This window comes from Sulfitobacter sp. KMM 9851 (genome assembly GCF_057178245.1).
Genome location: NZ_CM169991.1, coordinates 526,853 through 544,716 on the forward strand (window position 1 = coordinate 526,853; position 17,864 = coordinate 544,716).

A 17,864-nucleotide genomic window follows, 5' to 3' on the forward strand; every position below is an offset into this window, starting at 1 on the left:
ATGTGCAATAAAGTCGCGCGTCCTGAGCGGATTTTTGGTGTTTCTCGCGGCTTTTGCGATTACCGGTTCCGCCAGCGCATTGAGCCCAGGACCTTCTTTCTCTGCCGCATACGCCCCCGACGCTATGGCCGAGGGCGAAGTGAGCGTCCTCACCTACACCATCACAAATTCGACGGCCAATGCCGCTACCGGACTGGCGTTTACACATACCTTGCCCGCAGCGTTGGAACTGGCAGCAGGTGAGGCCAGCACGAATTGTGGGCCTGCCGCGCTCTCCGCGCCCGCAGGATCGGGTACTATAGAACTTAGCGGTGGTACTATCGGGTCGGAGGCGAGCTGCACGGTATCGGTTACCGTGACAAGTGGCACCGCAGGTAGCTATCAGAATGCCACCGGCGATCTGACGTCATCCCTGGGCAACAGTGGCAGCGCGAGCACAAATCAACTGACGGTCAATGCCCCCAGCGGCGCACCGGTTTTGAGCCAGGCATTTTCACCGTCCTCGGTGACCCTTGGGGCCAAGTCGACGCTGACGTTTTCAATCGACAACACGGCCAATACCAATGGTCTTGCCACGATTTCGTTTTCCGATTCCTTACCCGCGGGGATCGAGATTGACCCATCCGTGGCGGCCACCAATACCTGCGGCAATCCCAATTTCGGCGCGACTTTCACCGTCGACACGGCGGCACAGTCATTTTCACTGTTTGCAAATGGATTCAATCCATCGTTCCCCGCTTTAGCGGCCGGCGCAAGCTGCGAAATAATCCTGCCGATTGTGACGCCGGCATTGGGCCGCTTCACCAATCAATCAGGTGGTGTGAGCTATGACAGCTCCACAACCGGCAATTCCGTGGCAACCCTGAACGTCACCGGTGCGCCCGCTGGCAGCCCGCTGCTGACCAAATCCTTCACCAATGATCCGGTCGATCCCGGAGCAAGCGTTTCCGTCGTCTATAACATTCGTAACACGGCGCGCAGTTCTGGTGCCACCGCGCTGACCTTCTCGGACGATCTTGATGCGGCGCTCTCGGGGCTGACCTTTGACGCCCTGACCAGCAATGGCTGCGGCGGTTCGGTTTCCGGTGTGGGCACCGGTGTCCTGACCCTGTCTGGCGGTTCGCTGTCTGTAGGTGACAGTTGCACCATCCAAGCCGCGCTCGCCGTGCCGACAGGGGCTGCTGGCGGCAGCTTTGTTGCGCCGACCAGCGTCGTTTCGGCCAACGTCGACGGCGCTACTGTGACCGGCAATAGCGCGTCGGACACGTTGCTGGTGCGGACGGCCCCAGCCCCGACCGGGACGGTATCCTTTAGCGACAGCGTCGCGGGTGGAAGCACCACGATGACGCTCGAAATTACCAATCAAAGCAGCACTGAGACCGCCACCGACGTCGCTTATAGCACTGTTTTCAGTGAGTTTCCGGTGACAACTCTAAATGGCGCGCCCACTGACGGCGACTGCGGGGCGGGCAGCAGCTTTGTGTTTTCAGCCGCCACTGGCGCTGGTGGCGGACAGCCTGCCAGCCTAAGTATGTCCGGCGGAACACTGAGCGCGGGGGCGTCCTGCACGCTGATCTGGGATTTGGCGGTCAGCCCAAGTGCGGCTGGCGGTACCTATTCCAACACATCCGCCCCGCTGTCGGCCAGCATTGGCGGCGGCAGCGTCACTGGCGGCCGGGTCAGCGGATCCATGGTGGTCGGCGGTAACCTAAAGCTTTCGATCAGCAAAGCCTTTTCGTCCTCGGCCGTCGCGGGGGGTAGCACCACGCTGACTTTCACCATCCGCAACGGCGCGGAATCGCCAGTTGCTGCGACTGACATCGGTTTTGTCGATAATCTGGACGGGATGCTGGTTGGGGCGACCGTAGATTTGGGCGCTGCGGTAAATGGCTGTGGTGGTTCGCTTGCAGGGACGAACGCCAACAAGGAATTGACGTTCTCGGGCGGGGCGCTGGCCGCGGGTGCAAATTGTACGATTCAAGTTGGTGTGGATATTCCGGCCAACGCCGCTGACGGCAGTTACACAAACACCACCAGCGCACTGTCGGCGACACCCGACGGCGGCGCGCCAACGTCGTTCGGCCCTGCCATTGCGGATTTGCAGGTTGCCTCCCTCTCGGTCAGCGGCACCTTTGTGCCTGACAGGATTTTGGCGGGGCAAACTACCAACCTGCGTTATGTCTTTACCAATCCAGGCAGTCAGAACGCCACTGATCTGTCATTCTTTTTTGAGACAAACCCCATCGGCACCGGAACAGTGCTGTCGCCCACACCCGTAACCGACACCTGCGGCGGCAGCTTCTCAAGGCCGTCATCCACATTAGGGTTCTATTCCAGTGGGACCGTCGCGGCAGGAAGCAGTTGCACGCTTGAAGTGGCCGTAACCTCACCCGTTTCGGCGACTCAAGACCGCAAAACCGTGACAACGAACACGATAACTTCGCAGGTCGGCGGCAACGCGGCCACGACCCCGCCGGTTCTGGCAAGTCTGACAATCGACAACTCGCAATTGCTGTTCTCCAAAGCATTTGCGGCAAACTCTGCCATTGACGGAAGCGCTGTCGATCTGACGTTCACTCTGGAAAACACCAACACCAGTTCAGCGGTTTCGTCGATGGCATTTGTCGATAATATGGATGATGATTTTATCCGTGGCGCGACAGTGCTGTCGGTTGGAACCAATACCTGCGGTGGCACAGTAGGCGGCGTTGGAACTGGCGCCCTTAACCTAACTGGCGCCAGTCTGGCTGCAGCGAGCAGCTGTAACATCTCAGCGAGTATTCAACTCCCCGCCGGGGCGGCATTGGGCGAGCATACAAATACGACCTCGAAACTGACCGGCGACGTTTCTGGGCTTACCGTCTCTGGCGACAGTGCCGTGGCAAAATTGACCATCCTGCGCTCGGATGCGCCGACCTTGGCGAAGTCTTTCGTGCCTGACAGCGCGTCGGCATCTGGCACTACCATCGCGCGCTATACGATCACCAACCCTGCAGGCGGCACGGCATTCGCCAATCTTCAATTCTCCGATCCCATCGGGACCGATATCCCGGGTGCGACGCTGACCATCGCGAGTGCGTCTGGCGTCTGCGGCGGCGCGGCTCGTCTTTCGGGAACGTCGACGCTGGCGATGACCGGCGGCAGTCTTGATGTTGGCACGTCCTGCAGCTTTGACGTCGCGGTGAATTTGCCGTTGGTTGCGGCCAATAGCTTCACCTCAAACACAAGTGATCTGTCCGACAATGGTATCAAGGTCGCTGATGGGGGCAGTGCGACGCTGACCATCACGTCCCCTTTGCCCACATTTGCGCAGGCGACCAGCCCGACGAGTATCGCCCAGGGTGACACCAGCACATTGACCTACTCGGTGGACAACACCGCCAGCGCGGACGCGCTGACGGGTCTTAGCTTTACCGGGGCGTTGCCCGCTGGGTTGAGAGTTGCGGCTACGCCTGCAGCAGCGTCGGGGTGTAGTGGCACACTGACAGCGGTTGCCGGTGACAGTAGCATCGCCTTTGTGGGAGGTACTCTTGCGGCCGGGGCCACCTGCACCGTACAGGTCGACGTCACCTCACGGACGATTGGGACTGCCAGTATTGCGGCAGTGACGCTGTCCAGTTCCGCAGGCGGCGCGACGGCGACAAGCACTTCGCTGACGGTCACCGCCGCATCGCCCCCGTCGTTTGCCAAAGCGTTTGCACCCGCAGCCATTGTTCAGGGCGCAACGTCGACCGTCACACTGACCATTGATAACACTGCTGCTGGAATTGAGGCCACCGCGCTGGACGTGACCGATAACCTGCCTGCCGGGATGACGATCGCCGCCACACCTGCGGCCACCAACACATGTACCGGCGGAACACTAACCGCCGCAGCGGGCGGCAACACCGTTGGCCTTTCTGGCGCCAGCATTGCTGCGGGCGAAAGCTGCGTCGTGTCTTTTGATGTCACTTCGGAAACGCCGGGCCTGTCGACCAACACCGCGGGTGATCTTACATCATCGTTGGGCAATAGTGGCACGGCATCGGCCGGTTTGACAATCAATGCCGCCCCTCCGCCTGCGTTCACCGCAGATTTTGCACCAGCCGCCATCGCGCAGGGCGCAACATCGACCTTGACCTTCAGCATTGACAGTTCGACCGCACTGGTGAGTGTCACCGCCTTGGATTTCACCAATAACCTGCCCGCAGGCGTGGTCTTGGCCGATACCCCGAACGCTTCTACCACCTGTACCGGCGGCACCCTGACTGCCGTGGCAGGCAGCGGAACCATTAGTTATTCCGGCGGCAGCGTTGCGGCAGGAGGGTCGTGCGCCATTGTGGCTGACGTTACCTCTGTTACCGTCGGTGCGGCGTTCAATACGTCGGGTGATCTGACCTCTTCTCAGGGTAACAGTGGCACTGCGTCGTCTACGCTGACAGTTACGGCAGCGCCTGCGCCAGATTTTGCCATGACCGTGTTGCCCGATACGATTGTCCAAGGGGGCGTGACAACAGTCCGGTTCACCGTCGACAACTCAGGCTCGCTGGTAGATGCTGAAACTCTGGCATTCGACTTTGTCCTGCCAAGCGGTGTCAATCTGGCGCCGACCCTGAATTTCTCTTCTGATTGTAGCGGTGGTGCTGCGACGCCGATTGTGGGAGGGGCGCGTCTGACGGCCACGACTCTTGCGGCCGGTGCATCGTGTTTTGCGCAGTTTGACGTGACTGCCACCGATGTAGGTGCCACGGTCTTTACCACGGGTGATCTGATTACATCGCTGGGCAATAGCGGCACGGCGATGGCGACACTGACCGTGCAGGGCGCTGATGTGCCCGCGTTCACCACCAGCTTTACCCCTGACAGCATCGTACAGGGTGCCGTATCGACCCTCGCGTTTAGCATCGACAACAGCGCGGCCTTGGTCGCGGCGGAAAACGTGGCATTTACCAATGCGCTCCCGAGCGGGGTCACCATCGCGGCCACGCCGAATTTTGTCGGCAGTTGCACCGGTACATCGACGGTTGGAACGACAACCTTTGCCGCCGGTGGGTCCAGCTTTGAGCTGGCCGGTGCCGAAGTGGGGGCCGGGGCGATCTGTAGCTATGCTGTTGATGTCACGAGTGTGACTGTCGGGGCGCAGCCCAATACGACGGGTGATCTGACGTCCTCGCTGGGCAATAGCGGCACCGCTGCTGCGATACTGACGGTGACCAGCGCCGCAGTCCCAGACTTTACCAGTGCCTATGTGCCCGACACCGTCGAACAGGGCGGGGTTTCGATCCTTACCTATAGCATCGACAATAGCGCAGGGTTGATTGACGTGACGGGCCTTGGGTTCAACGAACGGTTCCCGGCAGGGGTTCTCGTCGCGGACACACCAAATGCTGCCACCGATTGTGGACCGGGCGGTGTGACCGCAATTGCTGGGGCCACAGGGGTGGCCTTTAGCGGCGGTACCGTTGCCGCAGGCGCAATCTGTACCGTAGAAATCGACGTAACCTCGGCCGGTGTAGGCGGTTTCACTGGGACCAGTTCGGTGCTTGCGTCGTCGCAAGGCGACAGCGCGGCTGGCGCATCGGCTACGCTCACAGTGACGGGGGCAACACCTCCGAGCTTTGCAGCGGCCTATGTCCCGGACAGTATCGCGCAAGGCGACGTCAGCACGCTGACCTTCACCATTTCCAACACGGTAGCGCTGGTCGAGGCGAACGCGTTGTCCTTTGCGCAAACGCTGCCTGCGGGTGTGACGATTGCCGACAGTCCCAACGCGGCAACAACCTGTAACGGCACGGTGACTGCCGCAGCGGGCGATAGCGCGTTCAGCTTTGCCAGTGGTCTTGTGGCAGTTGGGGCCGAGTGCAGTGTTTCGGTCGATGTAACCTCGGCCACGATCGGCACGGTGTCCGCCACATCGGACAGCCTGACATCATCACTGGGCGACAGCGGAACGGCCACGGCGGGACTGACCGTCACTGGCGCGACCCCGCCCAGCTTTGCCAAGGCATTCGCACCTGACACTATCGTACAGGGCGCGGTATCGACACTGACTTTCACCGTCGACAATGCCGCCGCACTTGTTACTGCAGAGAGCCTCGCCTTTGTTGATACGATGCCCAGCGACATGGTGGTCGCCACGTCGCCGAACGCCACCACCACCTGCGGCAGCGGAACGGTGACAGCGGCTGCGAACACAGGCACGATCAGCCTCGCAGGCGGTGACGTCGCAGCAGCAGGAACCTGTACCGTCAGCGTTGATGTGACACTTTTGACTGTAGGCGTCTCTAACAACGTATCGGGCGATCTGACGTCGTCACTAGGCAACAGCGGCCCGGCGACTGCTTCGCTGACAGCTACGCCTGCGGATGCGCCGGGCTTTGCCAAATCTTTTGGCCCGTCTGCCATCACGCAGGGTGAAATCAGCACCTTGCAGTTTGACATCGACAACAGCAGCGTCGGTGTTGCAGCCACCGGTCTGGCCTTTGGCGATACTTTCCCGTCGGGGATGACAGTGGCGGCCGTGCCAAACGCGACCAACAGCTGTAGCGGCGGCGCGGTCATTGCGGCCGCAGGGTCGACCACAATGAACTATGCCGGTGGCAGTGTGGGCGCTGGGGCCAGTTGTTCGATCACTGTCGATGTAACCTCGGTCACCGTGGGAAGCTATGCCAATACCTCGGGCGATCTGACATCTTCGTTGGGTAACAGCGGAGCGGCAACGGCAACGCTGACGGTGTCGGCCCCTGCCGCGCCCGGCTTTACCAGCAGTTACTCACCGGCGACGATCGGGCAGCGCGGCACCACAACATTGGTACTGCGTATCGACAATAGCGGTGCCAGTATCGCTGTAACCGGCCTCGGATTTGCCGTCACGCTGCCGTCGGGCTTGACGATCGACGGCACACCGGTCTCGACCTGCGGGGGTAGCGTCAGCGCCTCAGGTGACAACGTAACCCTGATTGGTGGCACCGCCGCAGCAGGCGCGACCTGCACAGTCAGCGTGGACGTCACCGCAACCGCCATCGGGAGCTACGGACCCGCAACCGGCGCATTGTCTTCGTCGCTGGGTACATCGACGGTCAGCGGCGGCAGCGCTCCAACGCTTGAAGTGGTTGTAAGACAACCGGCACAGGTAACCTTTGTACAAACAGCGTCCGAAGATGGCACCTATCAGTTCAGCTCTGCCGAACCGAACCTCAACTTTGCCATCTCCACCAGCGGTGGCACGGGCACCTTTGGCCCGATCGACGTGGACGATGGCACCTATATGGTCACCCAGACCCGGCCCGCCGGAGTGGGCAATTCGACGGTCAGTTGTAACGATAGCGATAGTTTGGCGGATGCTGCCACGGGGACACTGACACTGGTTCTGGCAGAAGCCGAATCTGTTACCTGTACCTACAGCAGCATCAGCACGGCGCAGAAAACTAGTGAGGTCATTAATTCCTTCCTCAACCGCCGCAACAACCTGATCCTGAGCAATGGTCCTACCCGGGCGCGGCGCATGGCGCGGTTGTCGCAGGGCATTGGTCGCAGCGAAACGCTGAGCTTTCAGAACGGTGATATCAAATCCTTCCTGCCAGCGAACATTAATCTGCTGTCAGCGGGATCGGGTAACTACCAGATATCAACCTCGCTCTATCAAGTTGAGCGCGCGGCGCTGATGTTCCAACTGGCGCACGATGGCATCGCTGGGTCCACGGCTACATTTGAGCCGCGCCGTTTCGACATCTGGTTCGAGGCACATTACAACGAGTTTAAGGCCAGCCAGGGTTCAAGCGGTCACTTTGGTATCGCTTATCTGGGGGCGGATTACCTGGTCACGCCAGACTTGCTGGCAGGTGCGATGCTGCAATTCGACAGCCTCGACGACAGTTCGCCCATTACCAATTCGTCGATCAGTGGTCGCGGCTGGATGGTGGGGCCATATGTCACTGCGCGCCTGGCCCCGAACCTGATTTTCGACGGGCGTCTGGCCTATGGCAAATCGGTGAACGAAGTAAGTCCGTTCAACACCTACACCGATACGTTCGACACCGACCGCTTCTTGATCGACGCTTCTTTGTCAGGCAACTTTGACTGGGACGATTGGGTCGTCTCACCCGTTGTCAGCATCAGCTATATCGAAGAACGCCAACATGGTTATGTTGATACGCTGAACGTGGCGATCCCCGAACAGACGGTTTCGCTAGGCCAGATCAAATTCGGTCCGACGTTCTCGACCCGGTTCGACGGGGCCAACCATACGGTGATCGAACCTTCGTTCACGCTGAATGGCATCTATAACTTCGGCAATCGCAATGGGCCGCTGATCACTAACAACACGGCAGATGAAACGGACGGGCTGCGCGCTCGCATCGAGGCTGCCGTACGGATCACGAACCGCTATGGCACAAAGCTTGAGATGGGCGCGAATTATGACGGTATCGGCAAATCCGACTACGAAAGCTGGGGCGCAAACTTTAAGCTGTCTATCCCGCTTCAATAAACGAGGGGCGGCAGGGGCGTGACCCTGCCGCCGTCGACATCCGGCCCACAAGGCGAAAGCCAGTTCATCCTGTCATTTGAACCCTATCCGTTTTACGCCTGCGCCCCGCGCGATAGCATCATAGCCGCCCGGCGGCGCGTAATCGGTCTAATCCATAGCGCAGATATTCGGTTCGGAACGAATGACCGCCGGGAAACAGGCAGAACTCAAGGATTGCGCCCCCTGGATTGACCTTGTTTTCGCAGGTCAGATCATCGTTGCGGCGGGCGGTGGCGGGGCCAAAGCCACCAAATGCGCTGTACATTGCCAGCGCAGCGGATACTTCGCCCTGCCGCGTCGGGCCGATGGCGCGACCCTCCAGCGGAACAGTGCCGTCTGCGTTGCCGTGGATATGTACGATACTGGCCGTCGGTGCGGCGCAGGTGTCGGGCGGCGCTTGCCAAAAGGTGCCCGCGATCGGGACAAAGCCTGCAAACAAGTCAGGCCGCGCGCAGGCGAGGTTCCACACCATCATGCCGCCCGCGCTAAAACCCGCCGCGATCACGCGGCTGCGGTCGATGCCATAGCGGTTGGCAGCATCGTCGAGCACGGCTTCGAAATAGGCAAATTCCGAAGCGCCGCTGCTGTGCATATCGCGCGGCGCGCCGGGGATGTCCCACCCCCCTTCGCCGGATTTTACCGCAATTAGGGCCAGACCCGCGCCGGATACCATTCGCCGTAGGCTGTTATTCTGCATGACGCCCGCCGCCGTTCCGCGATAGCCGTGCGCCCAGACAACCGCCCCCACATCGCTGGTGCCATCATGCCCGACTGGCAGCGCAATCCGGTAGTGGCGCGCGCCAATCATGCAGTTGCTATCCGGGCCACAAGCCAAAGCTGGAGAGGCGAGCCAGCAAAGAAGGAATATTAAACCGCGCATGTCGTTTTCCCCGGTGTCTTGATCCGACTTTGGCGGGCGGGGCGGCTATTGGCAATTCACGTTGTGCTCGTCAGCAGACTGGCAGGAACAGAAAAAGGCCCGGAGAAAACTCCGGGCCCCGCTTTTAGATGGTAGGATGCTTAACGCACGACGCCAACGATGACGTTTGTCTTGGCGTCCACCAGTACGGTCTGGCCGTTCACGTTCAGATAGCGGTACTCTGTCTGTGGCACTTCGTAGGTCACGATTTCGGTTGGCACGCCGGCGCCCACGACAACTTCACCGTCAAGATACACTGTCTCGACTGGGTTGGATTTGACGTAAGTGACGGTTTCTTCGGCTGGTTCAGCAGCGGCAGAACCCGCAGCGCCCCCGATGATGCCTCCGGCTATGATGCCGCCAATCGGGCCGCCAACGGCGTAGGCTGTCAGTGCGCCCAACGTGGCCCCAGCAGTTGCGCCCGCTTTTTGGTTGCTGGCGGTGCCTTCGGGGTCTGCGTAGGTCACAGTTTCAACTTCGACGGTCGCGGGGCGTGTTGTCAGGGCGACAGCCTGCTTGTCAACTTCGACGGCAAGGTAATCCGAATAGGCCCAGCCCATCGTGTCGCCGAATTTGACCTGGCACCAAGATGCGCCATCAAGGCAGCCTTCGACAACGGCCGCTTTGCCACCGGGGATCACGCCGACGACTTCGTACTGAGGACCAGGCCCCATACGGATGTTGAGGTCTGTCGCGGCATAGGCCTCGGCAGATTGAGCGTAAACAGGTGCTGCGACGCCAAGGGCAAGTGCAGATACCATTCCAAGTTTCACGAGTTTCATTTCGACATCCTTTCTGACTGGCAGGCGTTCACATCTACGATGCGGCACCTACGCTGTGTTGGTAGTGGATGAACAACTTCAAGGCGGATGGAATGTTCCTGTGCGCTTTATCAAAAAGCACGCAAGCTACTGTTTTTGAGCGGGTTCTTGCCCGGGCTGTGCAATACATCGCCGAATTGGTGGCGGCCTGAAAAACTGCTGTGTGGCCGGGAACTTTTCGCGTCAGGACGGGTCGCGCCAGCGGTTAACAATAGGATAACGCCGATCAAGCCAAAACGCGCCCTTGGTCAGACGCGGACCGGGGGCGGATTGAAAACGCTTGTATTCGCTAATGTAGATAAGGTGTTCCACCTTCTTGGCGACAGCGCGGTCAAATCCCGCGTCAACGCAATCCGCGACAGAGCCATCATCATCCACCAGGATCTCAAGGATCGCGTCCAGCACCGGATAATCCGGCAGGCTGTCGCTGTCTCTTTGATCGTCACGCAGCTCGGCGGTGGGGGGCTTGGCGATGATATTGGGTACGATGACTTCGCCTGCTGGCCCCATCATCCAGTCGCGGTGATTGTCATTGCGCCAGCGGCAGGTTTCAAACACGCGGGTCTTATACAGGTCCTTGATCGGATTATAGCCGCCGGCCATGTCGCCATAGATCGTGGCATAGCCCACCGCGACCTCGGATTTGTTGCCGGTGGTCAGCAGCATCTCGCCAAATTTGTTCGACATTGCCATCAACAGCAACCCGCGCAGGCGCGACTGGATGTTTTCCTCGGTCAGATCTGGGGCGAAGCCCTGAAACAGGGGGGCAAGCGTGTCGGTGATAGCCCCGCGCGCCTGTTTGATCGTGACATAGTCATAGTGGCACCCCAGTGCCTTGGCCACGGCTTCGGCATCATCCAGCGAGGCTTGCGAGGTGTATTCAGATGGCAGCATCACGCATCGCACGTTCTGCGGCCCGAGTGCATCGGCGGCGATTGTGGCAACAATGGCGGAATCGATGCCGCCCGACAGGCCCAGCAGAACTTTTTTGAAGCCGGTCTTGCGCATGTAATCGCGCAGGCCCTCAACCATGACGCGGTAGTCTTTCTCGTATTCATCTGGCTGGTGTGCGATTTCGCCAGGCAGCACGCGCCAGCCTTCGGGCCCGCGGTCCAGATCAACATGGGCGATGGTGCTGTCAAAGGCGGGCAATTGCTGCACCAACTTGCCGCCGGGGTTCAGCGCAAAGGACGCGCCGTCGAAAATCTGGTCGTCCTGTCCGCCGACCATGTTCAGATAGATCAGCGGCAGACCGGTTTCGACAACGCGCGCAACCATGTGATTGAAGCGGGTATCCATCTTGTCGCGGTAGTAGGGCGATCCGTTTGGGACCAGCAGGAATTCGGCACCGGTCTCGGCCAAGGTCTCTGCGACATCCGGGTGCCAGGCATCCTCGCAGATTGGGCTGCCGATGCGCGTGTTGCCGACGGAATAGGGGCCGCCCAGCGGGCCAGCATCGAAAATCCGAACCTCGTCGAACACGGTTTCATTGGGCAGATTGTGTTTCAGAACCCGGCTGGCGATCTTGCCATCCTTGAGGATCAGATAGGCGTTATAAAGCTTGGTTCCTTCGACCCACGGCGCGCCGATGCCAAGAGCGGGGCCATCGACACAATCAGCGGCCAGCGCCTCGATATGGGCGAGGGTGTCGAGCTGAAAAGCCTGCTTCATCACAAGGTCTTGGGCGTTGTAGCCGGTGATGAACATCTCGGGGAGCGCCACCATCTGCGCGCCCGCCGCCTTGCCCGCAGCCCAGGCATCCCGGGCCAGAGCCGCGTTGCCGGCGAGGTCGCCAACGGTGGGGTTCAATTGCCCCAAAGTGATGCGAAAACGCTCTGCCATGTGATGTCTCCGGGCCTGTTCAGGCGATGATGTAGCAGATCAGGCGCGGGGCGAAACCCCCCTCATGGTGGCGTGCGGGTGGCATGCCTTCGCCAAAACGGGCACTGCTTGAGTGCAAACCCGTTGCCACTGGGGCGCATCACCCTTAACCTCTTGGCGAAACTCCAACTACGTGATCGGGATTCCTGCCCATGTTGCATCGCAGCTTGTCCATCTGCCTACTCGCCCTTCTGGCCACGCCCTTGTCGGCTCAGGATGGGCAGGTGCTGACCAAAGAATACGATGATGGCGGGGTCTATGAGGGCAAGTTTCAGGGCGGGTTGCAGCATGGCATCGGCTCTTACAAGCTGCCCAACGGCTATGAATACACCGGCGAATGGGTCGAGGGCGAGATCAAGGGCGAAGGTGTCGCGCGTTTTCCCAACGGGTCGGTCTATGAAGGTAGTTTTGCCAAGGGCAAGCCGGACGGTCTGGGCAAGATCACCTTTGCCGATGGTGGCACATACGAAGGCGAATGGCAGGCCGGCGCGATCATGGGGCAAGGCGTCGCCCTTTATGCGAACGGGGTCCGTTACGAGGGTGCGTTTCGCAATGCCAAACACCATGGCAAGGGCGTGATGCAAAGCCCCGGCGGCTATGAATACAAAGGCGACTGGGTTGACGGCGTCAAGCAGGGCGCGGGAACGATCACCTATCCAGATGGTGCTGTCTACGAAGGCAGTATCGCTGATGGCAAACGCAGCGGCGAGGGCAAGCTGACGATGCCCGACGGGCTGGTATATGTAGGCCTTTGGAAAGATGGGCAGATCGACGGCACGGGCAAGCTGACCCAGCCCAACGGCGATATTTACGAGGGCACGCTGGTGGCGGGCCGCCGTGAGGGCAAAGGCAAGGTGACCTATGAAAATGGCGACGTCTACGAAGGCGACTTCAAGGACGATCGCCGCGATGGGCAGGGTATTTTCACCGGGACCGATGGCTATATTTACAATGGCTCTTGGGTAGCGGGGCAGATCGAGGGCGAGGGCACGGTGACCTATCCGGACGGATCGGTTTATGTCGGATCTTTCCGTGATGATCTGGCAGATGGCATGGGCAAGATCACCTACCCCGATGGTTCTACCTACGAAGGCAATTGGGCCGCAGGTGTAATCGAAGGCGAGGGCATCGCGACCTATACCAACGGTGTGGTCTATGAGGGCGGTTTCAAGAACGCCCGCAACGATGGGCAGGGGGTTATGACCTATGCCGACGGCTATCGCTACGAGGGGGGCTGGAAAGATGGACAGCGGCACGGGCAGGGCAAGGCGACCTACCCGGATGGCACTGTTTACGAAGGACAGTTTGCAGAGGGGCAGCGCCAGGGCAACGGCAAGATCACCATGGCCAGCGGCTTTGTCTACGAGGGCGACTGGGCCGATGGCGAGATTGAGGGCGAAGGCCGCGCGACCTATGCCAACGGCGACGCTTATGAAGGTACCTTCAAGGCGGGCAAGCGACAGGGCAAGGGCACCATGCGCTATGCCAGTGGCGAAGAGGCCAGCGGCGACTGGGACAACGGGGCGCTGAAGGAAGGCGGCTGAAAGTGTGTCATCTCGCACATGCTTTAAACGCCGCTCCTTATATCCCCGTTTACGGCGTTTCAAACGTTGGCGATGCTGACAAGCGAGCTTGCGCGGCAAGTGCCGCGAATTCTAATCTGGGCATGCGTTGAGCGAATGGTTGATTGCGAACCAATTTCGTGAGGACGCTTGGCTCGGAATTGGTCTCATAGCGACACTCAAGTTTCCGAGAAGGAACGCTCAGAATGATTGCCTACGTCACCGTTGGTGCTGATGATATCACGCGTGCAAGACGGTTTTACTCTGCGTTCCTTCCGGCGCTTGATTACGGGCTGGAGGAGGGGGCCGAGGGTCTTAGCTACGCGCTGCCTGTGCAGCCGGGGCAATCACCTGCCTCGCCCGATTTCTATGTAAAGCCAACCTTTGACGGACGTCCGGCCACGGCAGGAAACGGTGTAATGGTTGCATTCGAGGCGCGCAGCCAAAGCCAAGTACGTGATCTCCACGCCGCAGCGCTTGCCGCAGGCGGTTTTAACGAAGGCGAGCCGGGCTTTCGGGCGTCTTATGGGCCGCATTTTTATGTCGGCTACCTTCGCGATCCTCAGGGGAACAAGATTGCATTGTTCTCCTGCAATCCGAACGAGCCTGGGCGAGACGGGTAGGACGTTTTTTGCGAGTGGCAAGATCGCCTGGCTCGCCTGAGCGGAATGAGCGCGGGCCGTCTCCCTCACCCAGCATAACTGGACAATACCTGCGCCTTGTGGCAAGCCCGCGCGCAACAGGAGTATGCCCGATGTCCAATTCCACCATCACCCGATTTGCCCCGTCGCCCACCGGTTTCATCCATGTGGGCAACCTGCGCACGGCGCTAATGAACTTTCTCATCGCGCGCAAAAACGGCGGCACCTTCATTCTGCGCATCGACGACACCGACCCTGAGCGCAGCAAGGAAGAGTATGTCGACGGCATCAAGGAAGACCTGACATGGCTGGGGCTGCATTGGGACCGAGTCGAGCGCCAGTCAGAACGTCTGGAGCAGTATCACGCCGCTGCGGAAGACCTGCGTGCCAAGGGCCGGTTTTATGAGGCATTCGAGACCCCGACCGAACTGGATCTGAAGCGCAAGAAACAGCTGAACATGGGCAAGCCGCCGGTCTATGACCGCGCCGCACTGGCACTGTCCGAGACAGAGAAAGACACATTGCGCGCCGAGAGGGGCGACGGGGTGTGGCGGTTCAAGCTGGACCAGCAACGCATTGAATGGGCCGACGGCATACTGGGCGACATTTCGATTGATGCGGCATCGGTCAGTGACCCCGTTCTGATACGGGGCGACGGGCAAATCCTGTACACGCTCGCGTCGGTCGTCGACGACACTGAAATGGGCGTGACCCATGTGGTGCGTGGGTCGGACCACGTGACCAATACGGCAACACAGATTCAGATAATGCAGGCGCTGGGCAATGGCGCTGTGCCATCCTTCGCGCATCATTCGCTGTTGACCGGACCACAGGGTGAGGCGCTGAGCAAGCGGTTGGGGACGCTGGCGTTGCGCGACCTGCGCGCGCAGGGCGTACAGCCTTTTGCCCTGCTCAGCCTGATGGCGCGGCTCGGGTCGTCCGATCCGGTTGAATTGCGCACCCAGATGGCGGAGCTGATCGACGGATTTGACATCAACCGTTTTGGCTCTGCCCCTACGAAATTCGATGTGGCGGACCTTTTTCCACTGACCGGGCGCTATTTGCAGCTATTGCCGCTGGCCGATGTAGCCGGACAGATTGCCGACCTTGGCGTGCCAGACGACAAGGCGGCGCTGTTCTGGGACGTGACGCGCGAAAACATAACCACGCTGAAAGATCTAGAAGGCTGGTGGGCGATGTTCCGCGAAGGGGCGGAGCCAGTGATCGAGCCGGACGATAAAGACTTTATCGTGCAGGCGATGGCGATGCTGCCCGAGATGCCGTTTGACACTGAGACCTGGGGAAGCTGGACCGCCGCCGTCAAAGAAGCGACGGGACGCAAGGGGCGCGGTTTGTTCCGGCCCTTGCGGTTGGCGCTGACAGGGCAGGAACACGGGCCGGAGATGGCCAAGGTGATGCCACTGCTGCAGGTCGTGAAGGCGCGGGAGTGAGGGCCCGGCGCGATCACTCGGTTGCGCCGCTACCGTTCCATATTTTCGGACACTTAAGATGCGCGGTGCCGCGCCATGGCTGAGGCGCGCGCCCCCAAGTTTCTGACGGGCAACTTGTTTGGCCACGTCACGGTGATGTCGCTGACCGCCTCGGTCGGGTTGATGGCGGTGTTTCTGGTCGATTTCGTCGACATGATCTTCATTTCCATGCTGGGCAAAGCCGAACTGGCGGCGGCGGTGGGCTATGCCGGTGCCATACTGTTTTTCACCACGTCATTTGGAATCGGGTTGAGCATTGCGGCAGGCGCATTGGTTTCGCGGGCGCTGGGGGCCGGTGAGGCGGCGCTGGCGCGTGAACGGACAACCCATGCACTGACCTATGGCGTGGTGTTCGGTGTCATCTTTTCCGTGGCTATTTGGCTGGCGCTGCCGGTGCTGGTTTCGCTGTTGGGGGCCACGGGCGAGACAGCGGATCTGGCGGTGCATTTCTTGCAGATTGTGGTGCCGTCGGTGCCGTTTTTGATGTTGGGGATGATGGGGGGCGCGGTGTTGCGCGCCCATGGCGATGCGCGGCGGGCGATGTTTGCCACGATTTCGGGTGGGGTGGTGAATGCCATTCTGGACCCGATCCTGATCTTTGGTTTTGACCTAGAGCTGACAGGGGCGGCACTGGCGTCTTTTGTGGCGCGTGTGGTGATTGCGGTGATGGCAATGCTACCGCTGATCCGCCATTACGGCGGCATTGCGCGGCCTCGGATGGCGGGGATGATGCGCGATCTCCGGCCCGTACTGGCCATCGCTTTCCCTGCCATTCTTGCACAGATCGCCACACCGGTGGGGCAGGCCTATGTCACCCGCGCGATGGCGGGCTATGGCGAGGCGGCGGTGGCGGGGATGGCGATTGTCATGCGGATGATGCCAGTGGCCTTTGGCGTGATCTTCGCCTTATCGGGCGCGGTGGGGCCGATCATCGGGCAGAATTTCGGCGCGGGCGACATGGACCGGGTGCGGCGCGGATTCAATGCGGCGGTGGTCTTTGTCGCTGTAGTGGTCGTCGTGGTATCGGCAATTCTGTTCGGACTGCGCGGCCAGATCGCGGCGCTGTTTGCCGCCGAAGGCATCACGCGCGAGTTGATTTATCTCTTTTGCGGTCCGCTGGCGCTGGCGTTTTTCTTTCCCGGTGTTATGTTTGTCGCCAATGCGGCCTTTAACAACATGGGCCGCCCCTTCCTGTCGACCTTCACCAACTGGGGGCGCAACGCGTTGGCGCTGATTCCGATGGTTTGGCTGGGGTCCACGCTGTTTGGCGCGCCGGGCGTGCTGATTGGCCAATTTGCCGCGGGCGTGCTGTTTGGCATTGTGGCTTGGGCCCTGGCCTTGCGCACGATTTCCCAAGGCGGCAAGCCGGGCGGCGGTTCCGGGTCAGAAATTTTTGGCCGTGAGGGTCGACTGATGGCCCTCTTTCACGCGCGCCGATAGGCGGATGAGGTGGTCATCGACCACGGATTTTTCCTCGGCGGTCAGCACTTGATGGCGCGGATAATGCGGCGCGTTGCGGTCGTTCAGGATCGGCGTATCCCAGCCATCGGTCGTGTCGAAAAAGCGCTGCGCACCTTCCTCGCCGAATTCGCGCAGGAAGCCTTGGACGACCACATCAAGATAGCTGAGCAGGATAACGTGTTCGCCGTCTTTACCACATGTCTCAGGTGGAATGGCGTAATGCGCGATGTCGGGGGATGGGATCAGATCATGCGCCACAGCGCCGCCTGATGCATGTCGCTGGTAGCCGCGTTCGCGCGCGTCCAATGCCACCCAATCGGCACCCGGTACCGCAGCGATGAGACCGTCAACAGTGGTAGGGCCGTGCGGCACGACTGTCAAAAATACGATATCGCGCCCACCGGTGCGGACCCATTTGCGCCGCCATCCTGCCAACTGTGCTGGCCGCGCATCGGGGTAGGCATGGGTGTTGCGATTCACAAGGCTGCCGTAGCCAAAGAAATAAGGGGTCATCAGGAGGGCCTTCCGATTATCGTGTCGTGCGCACCAAATCATGTGTCGCATCCGGTCACAAGCACGCTTG

General features: G+C 60.4%; 9 protein-coding genes. 5 read left to right on the forward strand and 4 right to left on the reverse strand.

Annotation, left to right across the window (positions count from 1 at the left end; translation table 11 throughout):
- The first annotated feature begins 79 nt into the window (after positions 1-79).
- A complete protein-coding gene (locus AC1965_RS02540) occupies positions 80-8,467 on the forward strand; it encodes a DUF7933 domain-containing protein (RefSeq protein ID WP_483885740.1) in 8,388 nt (2,795 codons plus the stop codon).
- A gap of 118 nt (positions 8,468-8,585) precedes the next feature.
- Here AC1965_RS02540 and AC1965_RS02545 read toward each other — a convergent pair whose 3' ends face one another.
- From AC1965_RS02545 to AC1965_RS02555, 3 genes are all read right to left on the reverse strand, one after another.
- The gene (locus AC1965_RS02545) at positions 8,586-9,314 is read right to left on the reverse strand and encodes a CE1 family esterase (protein WP_483885741.1); all 729 of its coding nucleotides are present in this window, start codon (positions 9,312-9,314) and stop codon (positions 8,586-8,588) included.
- A gap of 212 nt (positions 9,315-9,526) precedes the next feature.
- Positions 9,527-10,207: a DUF1236 domain-containing protein gene (locus AC1965_RS02550; protein ID WP_483885742.1), complete on the reverse strand. Its 681-nt coding sequence runs from the start codon at positions 10,205-10,207 to the stop codon at positions 9,527-9,529.
- Between the two features lie 222 nt (positions 10,208-10,429).
- On the reverse strand, positions 10,430-12,088 hold the full coding sequence (locus AC1965_RS02555) for an NAD+ synthase (RefSeq protein ID WP_483885743.1): 1,659 nt from the start codon (positions 12,086-12,088) through the stop codon (positions 10,430-10,432).
- 191 nt (positions 12,089-12,279) lie between these two features.
- On the opposite strand from AC1965_RS02555, the gene AC1965_RS02560 reads away from it, so the two are divergent.
- The 4 genes from AC1965_RS02560 (at position 12,280) to AC1965_RS02575 (ending at position 17,260) form a co-directional block, all read left to right on the forward strand.
- Positions 12,280-13,671, forward strand: a complete 1,392-nt coding sequence (locus tag AC1965_RS02560) for an MORN repeat-containing protein (protein WP_483885744.1) — start codon at positions 12,280-12,282, stop codon at positions 13,669-13,671.
- Positions 13,672-13,895: 224 nt separating this feature from the next.
- Entirely contained in the window at positions 13,896-14,312 is a 417-nt protein-coding gene (locus AC1965_RS02565) for a VOC family protein (protein WP_483885745.1), read from the forward strand.
- A gap of 131 nt (positions 14,313-14,443) precedes the next feature.
- Positions 14,444-15,781 (forward strand): glutamate--tRNA ligase, encoded by a 1,338-nt coding sequence (gene gltX, locus AC1965_RS02570; protein WP_483885746.1) that lies wholly within the window; start codon positions 14,444-14,446, stop codon positions 15,779-15,781.
- A gap of 75 nt (positions 15,782-15,856) precedes the next feature.
- Complete coding sequence (locus AC1965_RS02575; RefSeq protein ID WP_483885747.1) at positions 15,857-17,260, forward strand: MATE family efflux transporter; 1,404 nt, start codon at positions 15,857-15,859, stop codon at positions 17,258-17,260.
- On the opposite strand, the gene AC1965_RS02580 is transcribed toward AC1965_RS02575, so the two are convergent.
- Entirely contained in the window at positions 17,204-17,794 is a 591-nt protein-coding gene (locus AC1965_RS02580) for a gamma-glutamylcyclotransferase family protein (RefSeq protein ID WP_483885748.1), read from the reverse strand. The two genes, AC1965_RS02575 and AC1965_RS02580, sit on opposite strands and share 57 nt — an antisense overlap.
- Positions 17,795-17,864 lie beyond the last annotated feature (70 nt).

Excerpts from the sequence above, each read along its gene's own strand:
- AC1965_RS02545 (WP_483885741.1), bottom strand. The coding sequence starts at position 9,314 with ATGATTGGCGCGCGCCACTACCGGATTGCGCTGCCAGTCGGGCATGAT.
- AC1965_RS02550 (WP_483885742.1), bottom strand. The coding sequence starts at position 10,207 with ATGAAACTCGTGAAACTTGGAATGGTATCTGCACTTGCCCTTGGCGTC.
- AC1965_RS02555 (WP_483885743.1), bottom strand. The coding sequence starts at position 12,088 with ATGGCAGAGCGTTTTCGCATCACTTTGGGGCAATTGAACCCCACCGTT.
- AC1965_RS02560 (WP_483885744.1), top strand. The coding sequence starts at position 12,280 with ATGTTGCATCGCAGCTTGTCCATCTGCCTACTCGCCCTTCTGGCCACG.
- AC1965_RS02565 (WP_483885745.1), top strand. The coding sequence starts at position 13,896 with ATGATTGCCTACGTCACCGTTGGTGCTGATGATATCACGCGTGCAAGA.
- gltX (WP_483885746.1), top strand. The coding sequence starts at position 14,444 with ATGTCCAATTCCACCATCACCCGATTTGCCCCGTCGCCCACCGGTTTC.
- AC1965_RS02575 (WP_483885747.1), top strand. The coding sequence starts at position 15,857 with ATGGCTGAGGCGCGCGCCCCCAAGTTTCTGACGGGCAACTTGTTTGGC.
- AC1965_RS02580 (WP_483885748.1), bottom strand. The coding sequence starts at position 17,794 with ATGACCCCTTATTTCTTTGGCTACGGCAGCCTTGTGAATCGCAACACC.